Origin of the sequence: Streptomyces sp. YIM 98790 (assembly GCF_011421595.1) — a bacterium.
Taxonomy (GTDB): Bacteria; Actinomycetota; Actinomycetes; order Streptomycetales; family Streptomycetaceae; genus Streptomyces.
Window position 1 is genome coordinate 1 of sequence record NZ_WTLH01000155.1, and the last position, 14257, is coordinate 14257.

Genomic DNA, 14257 nt, shown 5'->3' on the forward strand with positions numbered 1-14257 from the left:
CTCCGGGGGGCCGGGCGGCGCGGCCCACGGCGAGCCCTGCTGCGGCATCCCCGGTGCGGGCGCCGGCTGACCGCCGCCGCTGCTCCACGGAGCTGCCGCGGCCGGCCCGCCCGGATCGGCGGGCCGGGGGGTCTGCGGCGCCTCGTTCTGCGGTTGCGGTTGCGGCTGCTCCCCGGCCTCGGCCCGGAACTGCGGCTGCTCGCCGGGCGGCGGCAGCGGCGGAAGCAGCGAGAACGACGTGGCGTCCGCCGAGGGCTGCGGTGCGGGGGAGGGCCGTGCCGGAGCGCTCGCCTCCTCCGGAGGAGGCCACGGCGCCCCCTGCGGCGGCACCGGCGCCGACGGCTGTGCCGGTGCGGGCGTCGGCGGTGTACGGCTCGTCTGTGCCTCCGGCCGAGGCGGCGACGGGTCCGCCGGAACACCCCCCGGCGGCGTCGGCGGCTTCTCCATGGGCGGCAGCAGACTGAACGACGTGACATCGGCTCCAGCCACTGCGGGGGACGGCATCTCCGTCCCGCGCTCGGCTGCCGCCGCGTCCTTCTCCTCGTCCGGTCCGCCCGTCGGCCCGGCGTCCCGGGGCTCGGGCTCGGGCTCCGGTCCGGGCTCGGGCTCCGGTCCGGGCTCCGCGCGCCCGGACTCGGCGGCGGCCGCGGGCCGCTCGTCCTCCGGCTCGCGCTCGGGCGGGGAGAACGAGACGGGAACCCCCGGGGAGGCGCCCGGCGGGAAACCCGCGCCCGGGTCGGTGCCTGCCGGGGGGAAGCCCGGCAGCATGGAGCTGACCTGCGCCGGAGCGTCGTCGTCCGGCTCCTCCTCCGGTACCGCGGCCGTGGCCTCGTCCTTCGCCTGGGCGGCGGACGGCTCGTCGCGGAGCTGGTCCGGGACGGAGAACCCGGGCGGCGTCGGCGGCACAGCCGGGTTGAACGCCCGGCGCGGCCCCGGGGGCGTGTCCGGCGCGGGCGGCGGCTTGAGCTGGAAGTCCGGCGGCAGCGGCGGCAGACCGCCGGGCCCCGGCGGCGGCAGCGGCGGCACGGGCGGTTGCTGCCGCCGCTCGGACGCGGGCCGCTCCTCCCCGGACCTGCGCTCGTCGATCATCTTCCGCACAGCCGCCGCATTGAACTGCATCGTGGCGTTGGTCTCCAGATCAGCGGCGGCACTCTGCTGGTCGTCGTCGCGCACCCGTCCGGGAGGCGCGTCCTGGGGCTCGCTGCCGGACTCCCGTCGCGGCTGCTCGTCGGTCACGCCCCCGGCCTCCTCATGTCTGTTCTCCGGCCGGTCTTCCGGCTCGTTGTCCGCCGCGGCACTGGTGGCAGTCGGCTCAGTAGTCGTATCGGGCGCGTCGGCGGTATCGGAAGGGGCCGGGTCATGAAGGGGTTCCGGCGGTTCGGTCCCGGCCGGCCCGTCTGCGGTATGCCCGTCGCGGGACCCCGGGGAACTGCCCGGGGCGGACACCCCTGCGGCATCGTCCTTGCCGGTCCCGCCCGCCTTGCCGGTCCCGCCCGCCTTGCTGGTCCCGCCGGTCTCGTCGGTCCCGCCGGTCTCGCCCGTCTCGTCAGCCCTGCCGGCCGCGTCGGCTGCGGCGGACGCGCTCAGCGGTCCCGGCGCGGCCGCCGGGGACCCTCCCCACCGCGAGCTGCCGCCCCCGTACCAACTCGGTGCGGGGGCCGTGTCGTCGGTGTCGTCGGCGGCCTGCTGGTTGTCCGTCGCGGGGTTTTCGTCGGGGCGACCGACAGCGGAGGAACCCTCCGCGGTGCGCATCCCGTCCCGATCGGTGTTCACGACGCCTCCTGCCGCTGCTGCTGCTGGCTGTTCCGCGTGCGGGAGGGAGAGACGACTGGGACGCTGCCTGGCTCCCCCGCCACGCCACGGCACCCACCCTAGAGGAGGGCGGTTCCGCGGAACATCAGCGGATCTCCCGGATTCCGCGCAATGACGGACGCACCGGATGCCCCTGTCAACCGCGTGCCGTCCGGTACGCCCGCCGATGTCAGTGGTGACTGCGAGACTCACAGGATGAGCAACGTGCCCGGGATTCCCGCCGCCAACTACTCCCCGCTGTGGGCCGACGACACCCGGCCGCCGCTCCCCCTCGTGGGGGACGAGCGGGAGATTCTGACGGCCTGTCTGGACTGGCACCGCCAGACCTTCGAGTTGAAGTGTGCCGGGGTGTCGCCGGCGCGGCTCTCCGAGCGTTCCGTGCCGCCGTCCCGGCTCACGCTGCACGGGCTGATCCGGCACCTCGCGGGCACCGAACGCTGGTGGTTCCGCATGCAGTTCGCGGGTGAGGACGTCCCGCACCTCTACTACTCGGACGACGATCCGGACCAGGACTTCGAGAGTCTGGAGGGGGACGCCGAGGAGGCGCTCGCGGTGTGGCGGGCGGAGTGCGAGCGCTCCCGCGAGATCGTCGCGGCGGCTTCGTCGCTCGACGCGACCGGCATCCATGCGGCCACCCGAAAGCCCGTCGCCCTGCGGCGGGTGCTGGTGCAGATGCTCGCCGAGTACGCCCGCCACAACGGACACGCCGACCTGCTGCGCGAACGGATCGACGGAGCAACGGGCATGTGAGCGCTACTCGATGTCGAATTCCCCGTCCCGGGCACCGAGCACGAACGCCTCCCACTCGGCGGCGGTGAAGCGCAGGATGGTGTCCGGGTCGGCGGAGTTGCGCATGCAGACGGCGCCGTCCGGGAAGTAGGCGATCTCCACCTTCTCGTCCTGCGGGCCGTCGGGCGCGCTGAGCCATTCCAGGCCGGTGATGTCCCTGCCGTACAGCTCGTCCTTCTCCCGCTCCTTGCGAGCGGCGATCTCGGCCTGCGTCTCGGCCATCAGCGGAATGTCCCTTCCTTCGCAGCGGTGATGAGCGCCGGCCCGGCGGGCGACGAGGCAGAAGAGTGCGGGAGATCGTCCCGCTTCGCGTCCCGCACGGCAACTCGCCAGGTCAGGGGTACGGCGAACTCCACGCAACCATCGCCGGTATCGCCGCTGTGCGACGACGTGCGCCATCCTCGGATCGTCGGAGCAGGGGCCGCTTCCATAGCGCTCCTCCCTCACGCGGGCGATCAGCTCAGCCGGGTCTGCTGCCGAGAGCGCAGCGGCCTGTGGAGGGATCGTAACGCAGCGCGCCCTCACGGACAGGACGGTCCGGTTCGGGCCGAAGGCGTCAGCCTCGGCGGCGGCTCACAGCGTGCTGCGCAGCCACCAGTCGGTGCCGAGGATCAGCACGAAGCCGGCCACCAGCACGGCCGTGCCCAGCCGGGTGCGGCCCCGGCGGCTCATCTCGATGACCGCGCCGCTCAGCACGAACGCGAACCCGTACAGGCCGACCGACAGCAGGGACGAGCCGTCGCCGAGCCGGACCACCAGCACGACCGCCATCGCGGCCATGGCCACGGCGCCGATGGCCATCCGCAGTCCGCGGGCCTGCTTCGGGGTGAGCCGCCCCTTGCGGGGCGGGCCGCCGGCCGTCGCCGCCTCGTCGTCGGTGCCGTCGGTGTCCTGTGCGTCGTCTCGTTCCCCGGCGAGGTCCTCGTCGTTGTCGGGTTCCGTGTCCTGGTCCGTGCCCGTGGAAGTCACGCGGAAAGCATAGAGGTTTACCCTTTTGAGGGAAGGTCCGACAGTAGTTCCATGTGACTGCGACTCGGGGCCTGTGGACGACGGTGCGTAGGCACGCCTTGACGGCTGCTAGGCTTGACCACGCCTGATGAGTTGCTCAGCGCAGTCCCCTGTGAAGAAGACCAGGGGCCGACTCCGGGCCGGAAATCACGAGGAGTAAGCGTGTCGTCTCTCGATGCTGCCACCAAGCAGAAGATCATGACCGAGTTCGCCACCAAGGAAGGCGACACGGGCTCCCCCGAGGTCCAGGTCGCCCTGCTCACCCGCCGGATCAGCGATCTGACCGAGCACCTCAAGACGCACAAGCACGACCACCACTCCCGCCGCGGTCTGCTGCTGCTGGTCGGCCGCCGTCGCCGCCTGCTGCAGTACCTGGCCAAGAAGGACATCCAGCGCTTCCGTGCGCTGGTGGACCGGCTCGGCATCCGCCGCGGTGCCGCGGGTGGCGCCCGCTGAGGACGACGTCGTGAGGGAGCGGTGACCTGGACAAGGGTCCCGCTCCCTTCGCCGTACCCTCGGTCCGGCGCCGGGAGCACCGGTGTCGCCCGACGCCGGGCCGAGGGGCCGCACCCTTTGTAGGCTGGTCCCAGCAACACAGCACGACGCCGTACGACGACAGACAACAGAAGACAACGACATACGAGCGAGGCGGGGCGCCTCCACCGTCGCCGGTCCTCGGTAGTGGCCCTCGGGCAGCAGGCAGCACACAGCAGGCAGCAGGCCCGGGTGCTTCGATCGATGACCGGCCCGTGGCGAGACGCTCCTCCCGCCGGCCCCACCCCACAGGGGCACAGGACGAGGAGATTTTCCGAGTGGACATGGAAACCCACTACGCCGAGGCCGTGATCGACAACGGGTCCTTCGGTACCCGCACCGTCCGCTTCGAGACCGGGCGTCTCGCCCGCCAGGCCGCCGGCTCGGCCGTCGCCTACCTGGACGACGAGACCATGGTGCTCTCGGCCACCACAGCCTCGAAGCACCCCAAGGAGATGCTCGACTTCTTCCCCCTCACGGTGGATGTCGAGGAGCGCATGTACGCCGCCGGGAAGATCCCCGGCTCCTTCTTCCGCCGCGAGGGCCGGCCCTCCGAGGACGCCATCCTGACCTGCCGGCTGATCGACCGGCCGCTGCGCCCCTCCTTCAAGAAGGGCCTGCGCAACGAGATCCAGATCGTCGAGACGATCATGGCCCTCAACCCCGACCACCTGTACGACGTGGTCGCCATCAACGCCGCCTCCTGCTCCACCCAGCTCGCCGGCCTGCCGTTCTCCGGTCCGATCGGCGGCACCCGGGTGGCCCTGATCCGCGGCCAGTGGGTGGCCTTCCCCACCCACACCGAGCTGGAGGAGGCCGTCTTCGACATGGTCGTGGCCGGGCGCATGCTGCCCGACGGCGACGTGGCGATCATGATGGTCGAGGCCGAGGCCACCGACAAGACCGTCGAGCTGGTCCAGGGCGGCGCGACCGCCCCCACCGAGGAGGTCGTGGCCGCCGGCCTGGAGGCCGCCAAGCCCTTCATCCGGGTGCTCTGCAAGGCCCAGTCCGACCTGGCCGCCAAGGCCGCCAAGCCGGTCGGCGAGTTCCCGATCTTCCTCGACTACCAGGACGACGTCTACGACGCGCTCAGCAACGCCGTCCGTGACGACCTCGCCCAGGCCCTGACCATCGCCGGCAAGCAGGCCCGCGAGGCAGAGCTGGACCGGATCAAGGCGGTCGCCGCCGAGAAGCTCCTCCCGCAGTTCGAGGGCCGCGAGAAGGAGATCTCCGCCGCCTACCGCTCGCTCACCAAGGAGCTGGTCCGCGAGCGCGTCATCCGCGACAAGGTCCGCATCGACGGCCGCGGCGTGGCCGAGATTCGCACCCTGGCCGCCGAGGTCGAGGCCATCCCGCGGGTGCACGGCTCCGCGCTCTTCGAGCGCGGCGAGACCCAGATCCTCGGCGTCACCACGCTGAACATGCTCCGCATGGAGCAGATGCTGGACACCCTCTCCCCGGTGACCCGCAAGCGCTACATCCACCACTACAACTTCCCGCCCTACTCCACCGGCGAGACCGGGCGGGTCGGCTCGCCCAAGCGCCGCGAGATCGGGCACGGCGCGCTGGCCGAACGGGCGCTGATCCCGGTGCTGCCCGGCAAGGAGGAGTTCCCCTACGCCATCCGGCAGGTCTCCGAGGCGCTGGGCTCCAACGGCTCCACCTCCATGGGCTCGGTCTGCGCCTCCACCATGTCGCTGCTGAACGCCGGGGTGCCGCTCAAGGCGCCGGTGGCCGGCATCGCCATGGGCCTGATCTCCCAGGAGATCGACGGCGAGACGCACTACGTCACCCTGACCGACATCCTGGGCGCCGAGGACGCCTTCGGCGACATGGACTTCAAGGTCGCCGGCACCCGGGAGTTCGTCACCGCCCTCCAGCTCGACACCAAGCTGGACGGCATCCCCGCCTCCGTGCTGGCCGCCGCCCTCAAGCAGGCCCGGGACGCCCGGCTGCACATCCTCGACGTGATGATGGAGGCCATCGACCGTCCGGACGAGATGTCCCCGCACGCCCCGCGGATCATCACCATCAAGATCCCGGTGGACAAGATCGGCGAGGTCATCGGCCCCAAGGGCAAGATGATCAACCAGATCCAGGAGGACACCGGCGCCGAGATCACCGTCGAGGACGACGGCACCATCTACATCGGTGCCTCCGACGGGGTCGCCGCCGAGGCCGCCCGCACCACGATCAACGGCATCGCCAACCCGACGATGCCCGAGGTCGGCGAGCGCTACCTCGGCACGGTGGTCAAGACCACCACATTCGGCGCCTTCGTCTCCCTCATGCCCGGCAAGGACGGACTGCTGCACGTCTCGCAGATCCGCAAGCTGGCCGGCGGCAAGCGGGTGGAGAACGTCGACGACGTGGTCAGCGTCGGCCAGCGGATCCAGGTCGAGATCGCCGAGATCGACCAGCGCGGCAAGCTCTCGCTGATCCCCGTCCTGGACGAGGGCAACGGCGAGGACACCGAGAACGCCGCGAAGGCCGAGCAGAAGGACACCGCCGACAAGTGACACGCAAGGCCCTGCGGACGGCCCGTCCCGCCCACCCGGCGGGACGGGCCGTCCCCCGTCCCCGGTCCGCCGCCGCACAGAGCAGCGGCCCCGCCATCCCGGCCGGGGAGATCCGCACCACCGTCCTCCCCGGCGGCCTGCGCGTCGTCACCCAGTCCGTGCCCACCGTCCGCTCGGTCACCTTCGGCATCTGGGCCCGGGTCGGCTCCCGCGACGAGACCCCCGTCCTCAACGGCGCCACCCACTACCTGGAGCACCTCCTCTTCAAGGGCACCCGGCGGCGCACCGCCCTGGAGATCTCCGCGGCCGTGGACGCCGTCGGCGGCGAGATGAACGCCTTCACCGCCAAGGAGTTCACCTGCTACTACGCACGCGTCCTGGACACCGACCTCCCGCTCGCCATCGACGTGGTCTGCGACATGCTCACCGGCTCCGTCATCCGGGCCGAGGACGTGGACGCCGAGCGCGGCGTGGTGCTGGAGGAGATCGCCATGACCGAGGACGACCCCGGCGACTGCGTGCACGACCTCTACGCCCGCACCATGCTCGGCGACAGCCCGCTCGGCCGCCCCGTGCTCGGCACCGTGGAGACCGTCACCGCCCTCACCCGTGACCAGGTGGCCCGCTTCTACCGCCGCCACTACGACCCCTCCCACCTGGTGGTCGCCGCCGCCGGGCGGCTGGACCACGACCGGGTGGCCGATCTCGTCCACCGGGCCTTCACCGCCGCCGGGGCACTGGACCGCCCCGATGCCGAACCGCACGGCCCGCGCACCGGCCGCCGCGCCATCCGCACCGCCGGACGGGTCGACGTGCTGCGCCGCAGGACCGAGCAGGCCCATGTCGTCCTCGGCACCCCCGGCGTCTCCCGTCACGACGAACGCCGCTGGGCGCTCAGCGTGCTCAACACCGCCCTCGGCGGCGGCATGTCCTCCCGCCTCTTCCAGGAGATCCGGGAGAAGCGCGGCCTGGCCTACTCGGTCTACTCCTTCACCTCCGGCTACGCCGACTGCGGCCTGTTCGGCATCTACGCCGGCTGCCGCCCCTCCCTCGCCCCCGACGTGCTCAAGATCTGCCGGGAGCAGCTCGACCGCATCGCCACCGAGGGCCTGCCCGAGGAGGAGCTGCACCGCGCCGTCGGCCAGCTCTCCGGCTCGACCGTGCTCGGGCTGGAGGACACCGGCTCCCTCATGCACCGGCTCGGCAAGAGCGAGATCTGCTGGGGCAACCAGCTCACCGTGGATGAGATGCTGAACCGTATCGCGGCGGTCACCGTCGACGAGGTCCGGCAGGTCGCCGCCGAGGTGCTCGCCCACCGTCCCTCGCTGGCCGTCATCGGCCCGCTGGGCGAACGCCAGGCCGCCCGCCTCGACGAAGCCGTCTCCTGACCGTGAACCGACCGTGAACGCGAACGAAGGGTCACCGCACACATGAGCAGCAAGCTGCGCGTCGCCGTGCTCGGCTCCCGGGGCCGGATGGGCTCCGAGGCCGTCAAGGCGGTCACCGCCGCCGAGGACATGGAACTCGTCGCCGCCGTCGACCGCGGCGACAAGCTCCAGGCCCTCACCGAGGCCGGCGCCGAGGTGGCGGTGGAGCTCACCCACCCGGACGCGGTCATGGGCAATCTGGAGTTCTGCGTCCGCAACGGCATCCACGGCGTGGTCGGCACCACCGGCTGGACCGAGGAGCGGCTGGAGACGGTCCGCGGCTGGCTGGCCGGCTCGCCCGCCACCGGCGTGCTCATCGCCCCCAACTTCGGCATCGGGGCTGTCCTGACCATGCATTTCGCCCGCCAGGCCGCCCGCTTCTTCGAATCCGCCGAGATCGTGGAGCTGCATCACCCGGGCAAGGCCGACGCGCCCAGCGGCACCGCCGTGCGCACCGCCCAGATCATCGCCGAGGCCCGCGGCGCGGCCGGCCTGCCGCCCGCGCCGGACGCCACCAGCACCGCCCTGGACGGCGCCCGGGGCGCCGATGTGGACGGCATCCCGGTGCACGCCGTCCGGCTGCGCGGGCTCGTCGCCCACCAGGAGGTGCTCTTCGGCGACGAGGGCGAGGTCTTCACCCTGCGCCACGACTCCATGAGCCGCGGCTCCTTCATGCCCGGCGTGCTGCTCGGCGTCCGCCGCATCGCCCAGACCCCCGGCCTGACCCTCGGCCTGGAGCACTTCATGGACCTGGACGCCTGAGCCCATGCGCGCCCGGCTCGTCTACGCCCTGCTCGCGGTGGTGCTGACCGTCTACTTCGTGATGGTCGGCCACCGCGGCATTCTCCTCGTCCGCGAGGGCGGCCCCGTCGCCGTGCCGCTCGGCCTCGCCGTGCTGGTGCTGCCCCTGCTCGGCGCCTGGTTCCTCTGGCATTCCACCCGCTTCGCCGTGCAGGCCGGTCGGCTGGTGCGGGATCTGGACGCCGAGGGCGGGCTGCCCGTCGACGACCTGCCCCGCACCCCGGCCGGCCGTATCGACCAGGATGCGGCCGACGCCGCCTTCGCCCGCCACCGCGCCGAGACCGAGGCCGCCCCCGAGGACTGGCGCTGCTGGGCCCGCCTCGCCATTGCCTACCACGACGCCCGCGACACGCCCCGCGCCCGCAAGGCCATGCAGCACGCCATCACCCTGCGCCGCCGCGACCGTCAGGCCGCCGGGAAGGGCCGGGCCGCCTCCTCACCCGGGGTGCACGGTGCACAGCCACCGTGAACAGTCACCGTGAACGGACAGCGTGAACGGCTACCGTGCACAGACCCGGGCAGGCGCGCGCCGGCCTCCCCCGGGGGAGGCCCAGGCGGCGCCCGTTCCGCGGCTCAGCGCCCGTCGCCCCGGTGCTCCGACGCCCACGCCTCGATCACGTCGGCCGCGCGGTCGAAGGCCTCGTAGCGGCCCAGGAAATCCGCGCTGTGCGTGGTCAGCAGCGGGCGCAGGGGCTCCCCGCGCCGCCGCTCGATCTCCAGCGCCTCGCCCTGCACGGTGCGCGGCAGGCTGAGCCACCGCACCGGCTGCTGGGCGGTGCGCACCCGCGTGACGTCCCGCCATCGCAGAGTGCGGGTCATCAGCATGTTCACCTGCCGCAGGCCGCGCGGGCTGACCCAGATCCCGACCCGCAGCAGCCGCAGCGCGAACGCGATGGCCAGCACCGCCAGCAGCAGCGTGGCGAGCCCGCCCTGCGGCTGGCCGGCCAGCGCGATGATCATGGCCGACATCATGATGAAGCTGGCGATCAGCAGCGTCACCGCCGAGATCCCGACCCGCCAGGGCCCGATCCGGTAGGGACGGCGCCAGTAGTCCTGCGGAGCGTGGGGGAGCGGCATGTCCCGCCGGGACGGGTCCCTGGTGCGGTCGGCCGCCATGAAGGACAGAGTCACGGTCGAACCTCAATCTTCGTGGGGAGTCCGCATACGCCTGAAGCGCCTGCTGCCCGCTGAGGCTACCGTGCCCGCCCGCCGACCGGACGCCGCTGCAGGCGCGGCTGGTCGCGGGGCTAGGCTGGGGCGCCCAGAAAGCTCGGGAAGGAACCACTTGGTGAGCGAGATCGAGATCCGCAGTGATGTCACCGTTGAGCTGGTGAAACACAGCGCTTCAGACAGAGATGTGCTCTGGGCGGCAAGGGTCTCCACCAAGGGTGAGCAGTCCCTGGAGGAGATCGACAAGGACCCGGAGCGGTCCAAGGGGCTCATCAGCTTCCTCATGCGGGACCGGCACGGCACGCCGTTCGAGCACAATTCCATGACTTTCTTCGTCAGCGCTCCCCTCTTCGTGTTCCGGGAGTTCCAACGCCATCGAGTCGGATGGTCGTACAACGAGGAGAGCGGACGGTATCGAGAGCTGGAGCCCGTCTTCTACGTGCCGTCCCGGGAGCGCCATCTCGTGCAGATCGGCAGGCCCGGCAAGTACGACTTCGTGCCCGGCTCCCCCGGGCAGTACGAGGCAGTGGAGCGGGAGCTCCGGCAGAGCTATGAACGTGCGTACGACGCGTACGTCGCCATGCTGAAAGAGGGCGTGGCGCGTGAGGTGGCCAGGGCGGCGCTGCCCGTCGGGCTGTTCTCCTCGATGTACGCGACCTGCAACGCCCGCTCCCTGATGCACTTCCTCAGCCTGCGCACCAAGCACGAGGACGCCACCGTGCCGTCCTTCCCGCAGCGGGAGATCGAGATGGTGGCCGAGAAGATGGAGGAGGAGTGGGCCGCGCTGATGCCGCTCACCCACGCCGCTTTCAACAAGCACGGACGCGTCGCCCCCTGATCGGTGCCCGGACCGGTCGCCCGTGCCGGGCCGGTCACCCTCGCCAGGTGTCCGTATTGCCACATTTTGGGAAGTTCGTCTACGCTGAATGAACGGACCCGGCACTGCTTGAACCCCCGAGCAGGCAGTGCCGGGCTCCTCATATCCGTGCCCCGATGCGGCGCACGGCCGTGAGCTGCGAGTAGCGTGGGAGTATGGCACCGACCTCGACACCGCAGACCCCCTTCGGGCGGGTGCTGACCGCCATGGTCACGCCGTTCACCGCGGACGGCACGCTTGATCTCGACGGCGCGCAGCGGCTCGCCGCCCACCTGGTGGACGCCGGCAACGATGGCCTGATCATCAACGGCACCACCGGTGAATCCCCGACCACCACCGATGCCGAGAAAGCCGACCTGGTCCGCGCGGTGGTCGAGGCCGTCGGCGACCGCGCCCACGTGGTGGCCGGGGCCGGCACCAACAGCACCCACCACAGCGTCGAGCTGGCCCGCGCCGCCGAGCGCGCCGGCGCCACCGGCCTGCTGCTGGTCACCCCCTACTACAGCAAGCCTCCGCAGGAGGGCCTCTACCAGCACTTCACCACCGTGGCCGACGCCACCGGGCTGCCGGTGATGCTCTACGACATCCCCGGCCGCACCGGCGTCCCGATCCAGACCGAGACCTTCGCCCGGCTGGGCGAGCATCCCCGGATCGTGGCCAACAAGGACGCCAAGGGCGATCTCGGCCGTGCCAGCTGGGCCATCGCCACCACCGGCCTCGCCTGGTACTCGGGCGACGACATGCTCAACCTGCCGCTGCTCTCGGTCGGCGCGATCGGCTTCGTGTCGGTCGTCGGCCACGTGGTCACCCCCGAGCTGCGCGCCATGGTCGACGCCGTCACCGGCGGGGACGTGGCCAAGGCCACCGAGATCCACCAGAAGCTGCTGCCCGTGTACACCGGCATGTTCCGTGCCCAGGGCGTCATCACCACCAAGGCCGCCCTGAGCCTGCTGGGCCTGCCCGGCGGCCCGCTCCGGCTTCCCCTGGTGGGCCTGACCGAGGACGAGGCCGAGCAGCTCAAGCGCGATCTTGCCGCCGGCGGGGTACAGCTCTGACGGGCGGTGCCATCAGACTTCACAACTGAAGACCGGAAAACGTAGCAATGCGAGCAACCCGCCGCATACCTGCCATGCGGTGACCGCCATGCACAACAACTGCATGCACAACAACTGCACGTCAACAGCACGACGAGAACGGACACGCGCGCCACACGGCCCTCGCGGCCCTGTGGCGCGCGTGGTGAGGAGTGTCTTTTGAGCCATCCGCATCCAGAACTGGGGCCTCCGCCCCGCCTTCCCGAAGAAGGGCTGCGGGTCATCCCGCTGGGCGGGCTGGGAGAAATCGGCCGGAACATGACCGTCTTCGAGTACGGCGGCCGGCTGCTGATCGTGGACTGCGGGGTGCTCTTCCCCGAGGAGGAGCAGCCCGGCGTCGATCTGATCCTGCCCGACTTCAGCGTGATCCGGGACCGGCTGGACGACATCGACGCCGTGGTCCTGACCCACGGGCACGAGGATCACATCGGCGGTGTGCCGTACCTGCTCCGGGAGAAGCCGGACATCCCGATCGTGGGATCCAAGCTGACCCTCGCCCTGATCGAGGCCAAGCTGCAGGAGCACCGCATCCGTCCCTACACCCTGGAGGTGAAGGAAGGACAGCGCGAACGTCTCGGCCCCTTCGAGTGTGAGTTCGTCGCGGTGAACCACTCCATCCCGGACGGGCTGGCCGTGGCCATCCGCACCGGCGCCGGCCTGGTCGTCCACACCGGCGACTTCAAGATGGACCAGCTTCCGCTGGACGGCCGGCTGACCGACCTGCGGCACTTCGCCAAGCTGGGCGAGGAGGGCATCGATCTGATGCTCGCCGACTCCACCAATGCCGAGGTGCCCGGCTTCGTCCCGAACGAGCGGGACATCTCCGGGGTGCTGCGGCAGGTCTTCGCGCAGGCCAAGAAGCGCATCATCGTGGCCAGCTTCGCCAGCCACGTGCACCGCGTCCAGCAGGTGGTGGACGCGGCCCACGCCTACGGCCGCCGGGTGGCCTTCATCGGCCGCTCCATGGTCCGCAACATGGGCATCGCCCGGGAGCTGGGCTACCTCAGGGTCCCGGCCGGACTGGTCGTCGACGTCAAGGCGCTCGACGACCTGCCGGACGAGGACGTGGTGCTGATCTGCACCGGCTCCCAGGGGGAGCCGATGGCCGCGCTGTCCCGCATGGCCAACCGTGACCACCAGATCCGGATCATGCCCGGCGACACCGTGATCCTGGCCTCGTCCCTGATCCCGGGCAACGAGAACGCGGTCTACCGGGTCATCAACGGACTCACCCGGTGGGGTGCCAACGTGGTCCACAAGGGCAACGCCAAGGTCCATGTCTCGGGCCACGCGGCAGCCGGCGAACTGCTGTACTTCTACAACATCACCCAGCCGAGGAACCTGATGCCGGTCCACGGCGAGTGGCGCCACCTGCGGGCCAACGCCGCGCTGGGCGCCGCGACCGGTGTCCCGGAGCAGCAGATCGTGATCGCCGAGGACGGCGTGGCCGTCGACCTGATCGACGGCAAGGCCCGCATCTCCGGCAAGGTCCCGGCCGGCTACGTCTATGTCGACGGCCTCTCGGTCGGCGATGTCACCGACGCCAGCCTCAAGGACCGCCGCATCCTCGGAGACGAGGGCTTCATCTCGGTCTTCGTGGTGGTGGACAGCACCTCGGGCAAGATCGTCAGCGGCCCGAGCATCCAGAGCCGGGGCTCCGGGATCGACGAGGCGGACTTCGGCGCCGTCATCCCGAAGATCGAGGCCGTGCTGAGCAAGTCCGCGCAGGACGGCGTCACCGAATCGCACCAGCTCCAGCAGCTGGTGCGGCGCACGGTCGGCAAGTGGGTCTCCGACACCTACCGCCGCCGCCCGATGATCATGCCGGTGGTCGTGGACGTCTGACCCTCGGCGGCCCTGGTGACCGGCCCGGTAAGGGCTGGTCACCGGCCAGTTGAGCAGGCGTCAGCGGTCGGGGCGCCCGGATTTGCATCCGGGCGCCCCGACCCAGTAGGTTTGGCGAGCCGCCGACGCGGGAACCACGGAGGGCTCATCGTCCGCCTCTCCCGCGCAGCAGTCGTCTCCACCCGCCGGAAACGGCGCGGAAAAGACTCTGCTAAAGTCGGAAGCACCGAAACGGAGAAACACCCGGAGGGATTCCCGAGAGGGTTACCGAAGGCAGTGTCCGTTCCTTGAGAACTCAACAGCGTGCCAAAAGTCAACGCCAGATATTTGGCAACCCCGTCGCCATGGGGCCGGATGTGTGTCCGGTTGTCCGTGGTGGAT

The 14257-nt window shown here is 71.2% G+C and carries 13 protein-coding genes and 1 pseudogene; 9 read left to right on the forward strand and 5 right to left on the reverse strand.

Translation table 11 applies throughout. The annotated features are described in order from the left end of the window. Positions 1 to 1236 (reverse strand): annotated as a pseudogene (locus GQS09_RS21530) (hypothetical protein); the annotation flags it as partial. Between the two features lie 771 nt (positions 1237 to 2007). Between GQS09_RS21530 and GQS09_RS21535 the strand changes: the two are divergent. Further along, entirely contained in the window at positions 2008 to 2562 is a 555-nt protein-coding gene (locus GQS09_RS21535; protein ID WP_165988811.1) for a DinB family protein, read from the forward strand. A gap of 3 nt (positions 2563 to 2565) precedes the next feature. Here the strand turns inward: GQS09_RS21535 and GQS09_RS21540 are convergent, their stop codons facing one another. From GQS09_RS21540 to GQS09_RS21550, 3 genes are all read right to left on the reverse strand, one after another. Continuing rightward, entirely contained in the window at positions 2566 to 2823 is a 258-nt protein-coding gene (locus tag GQS09_RS21540; RefSeq protein WP_165988813.1) for a DUF397 domain-containing protein, read from the reverse strand. Then, complete coding sequence (locus tag GQS09_RS21545; protein ID WP_165988814.1) at positions 2823 to 3032, reverse strand: DUF397 domain-containing protein; 210 nt, start codon at positions 3030 to 3032, stop codon at positions 2823 to 2825. Before GQS09_RS21545 ends, GQS09_RS21540 begins: the two co-directional genes overlap by 1 nt. Before the next feature lie 142 nt (positions 3033 to 3174). Further along, positions 3175 to 3570, reverse strand: coding sequence for a hypothetical protein (locus GQS09_RS21550; protein ID WP_165988816.1), 396 nt, complete (start codon positions 3568 to 3570; stop codon positions 3175 to 3177). 201 nt (positions 3571 to 3771) lie between these two features. On the opposite strand from GQS09_RS21550, the gene rpsO reads away from it, so the two are divergent. The 5 genes from rpsO to GQS09_RS21575 all read left to right on the forward strand — a co-directional run bounded on the left by rpsO (position 3772) and on the right by GQS09_RS21575 (position 9359). Next, positions 3772 to 4065 carry a 30S ribosomal protein S15 gene (rpsO, locus tag GQS09_RS21555; protein ID WP_165988818.1) on the forward strand — a complete coding sequence of 98 codons (294 nt, stop codon included), beginning with the start codon at positions 3772 to 3774 and terminating at the stop codon, positions 4063 to 4065. Positions 4066 to 4421: 356 nt separating this feature from the next. Then, complete coding sequence (locus GQS09_RS21560) at positions 4422 to 6662, forward strand: polyribonucleotide nucleotidyltransferase (RefSeq protein WP_165988820.1); 2241 nt, start codon at positions 4422 to 4424, stop codon at positions 6660 to 6662. Next, a complete protein-coding gene (locus GQS09_RS21565; RefSeq protein ID WP_313896259.1) occupies positions 6659 to 8050 on the forward strand; it encodes a pitrilysin family protein in 1392 nt (463 codons plus the stop codon). Before GQS09_RS21560 ends, GQS09_RS21565 begins: the two co-directional genes overlap by 4 nt. 42 nt (positions 8051 to 8092) lie before the next feature. Further along, positions 8093 to 8851 carry a 4-hydroxy-tetrahydrodipicolinate reductase gene (dapB, locus tag GQS09_RS21570; protein WP_165988822.1) on the forward strand — a complete coding sequence of 253 codons (759 nt, stop codon included), beginning with the start codon at positions 8093 to 8095 and terminating at the stop codon, positions 8849 to 8851. Between the two features lie 4 nt (positions 8852 to 8855). Further along, positions 8856 to 9359 (forward strand): hypothetical protein, encoded by a 504-nt coding sequence (locus tag GQS09_RS21575; RefSeq protein ID WP_243761636.1) that lies wholly within the window; start codon positions 8856 to 8858, stop codon positions 9357 to 9359. Positions 9360 to 9463: 104 nt separating this feature from the next. On the opposite strand, the gene GQS09_RS21580 is transcribed toward GQS09_RS21575, so the two are convergent. After that, positions 9464 to 10021: a hypothetical protein gene (locus tag GQS09_RS21580; protein ID WP_165988824.1), complete on the reverse strand. Its 558-nt coding sequence runs from the start codon at positions 10019 to 10021 to the stop codon at positions 9464 to 9466. A 154-nt stretch (positions 10022 to 10175) separates the two neighbouring features. Here GQS09_RS21580 and thyX point away from each other — a divergent pair, with 154 nt between their 5' ends. The 3 genes from thyX (at position 10176) to GQS09_RS21595 (ending at position 13876) form a co-directional block, all read left to right on the forward strand. Further along, complete coding sequence (gene thyX, locus GQS09_RS21585; protein WP_399552576.1) at positions 10176 to 10898, forward strand: FAD-dependent thymidylate synthase; 723 nt, start codon at positions 10176 to 10178, stop codon at positions 10896 to 10898. Between the two features lie 194 nt (positions 10899 to 11092). After that, positions 11093 to 11992, forward strand: coding sequence for a 4-hydroxy-tetrahydrodipicolinate synthase (gene dapA / locus GQS09_RS21590; RefSeq protein WP_165988827.1), 900 nt, complete (start codon positions 11093 to 11095; stop codon positions 11990 to 11992). Positions 11993 to 12190: 198 nt separating this feature from the next. Continuing rightward, positions 12191 to 13876: a ribonuclease J gene (locus GQS09_RS21595; RefSeq protein WP_165988829.1), complete on the forward strand. Its 1686-nt coding sequence runs from the start codon at positions 12191 to 12193 to the stop codon at positions 13874 to 13876. Positions 13877 to 14257 lie beyond the last annotated feature (381 nt).

Bases quoted from the DNA above. Each gene is read 5' to 3' on its own strand.
- GQS09_RS21535 (WP_165988811.1), top strand. From the start codon at position 2,008: ATGAGCAACGTGCCCGGGATTCCCGCCGCCAACTACTCCCCGCTGTGG.
- GQS09_RS21540 (WP_165988813.1), bottom strand. From the start codon at position 2,823: ATGGCCGAGACGCAGGCCGAGATCGCCGCTCGCAAGGAGCGGGAGAAG.
- GQS09_RS21545 (WP_165988814.1), bottom strand. From the start codon at position 3,032: ATGGAAGCGGCCCCTGCTCCGACGATCCGAGGATGGCGCACGTCGTCG.
- dapB (WP_165988822.1), top strand. From the start codon at position 8,093: ATGAGCAGCAAGCTGCGCGTCGCCGTGCTCGGCTCCCGGGGCCGGATG.
- GQS09_RS21575 (WP_243761636.1), top strand. From the start codon at position 8,856: ATGCGCGCCCGGCTCGTCTACGCCCTGCTCGCGGTGGTGCTGACCGTC.
- dapA (WP_165988827.1), top strand. From the start codon at position 11,093: ATGGCACCGACCTCGACACCGCAGACCCCCTTCGGGCGGGTGCTGACC.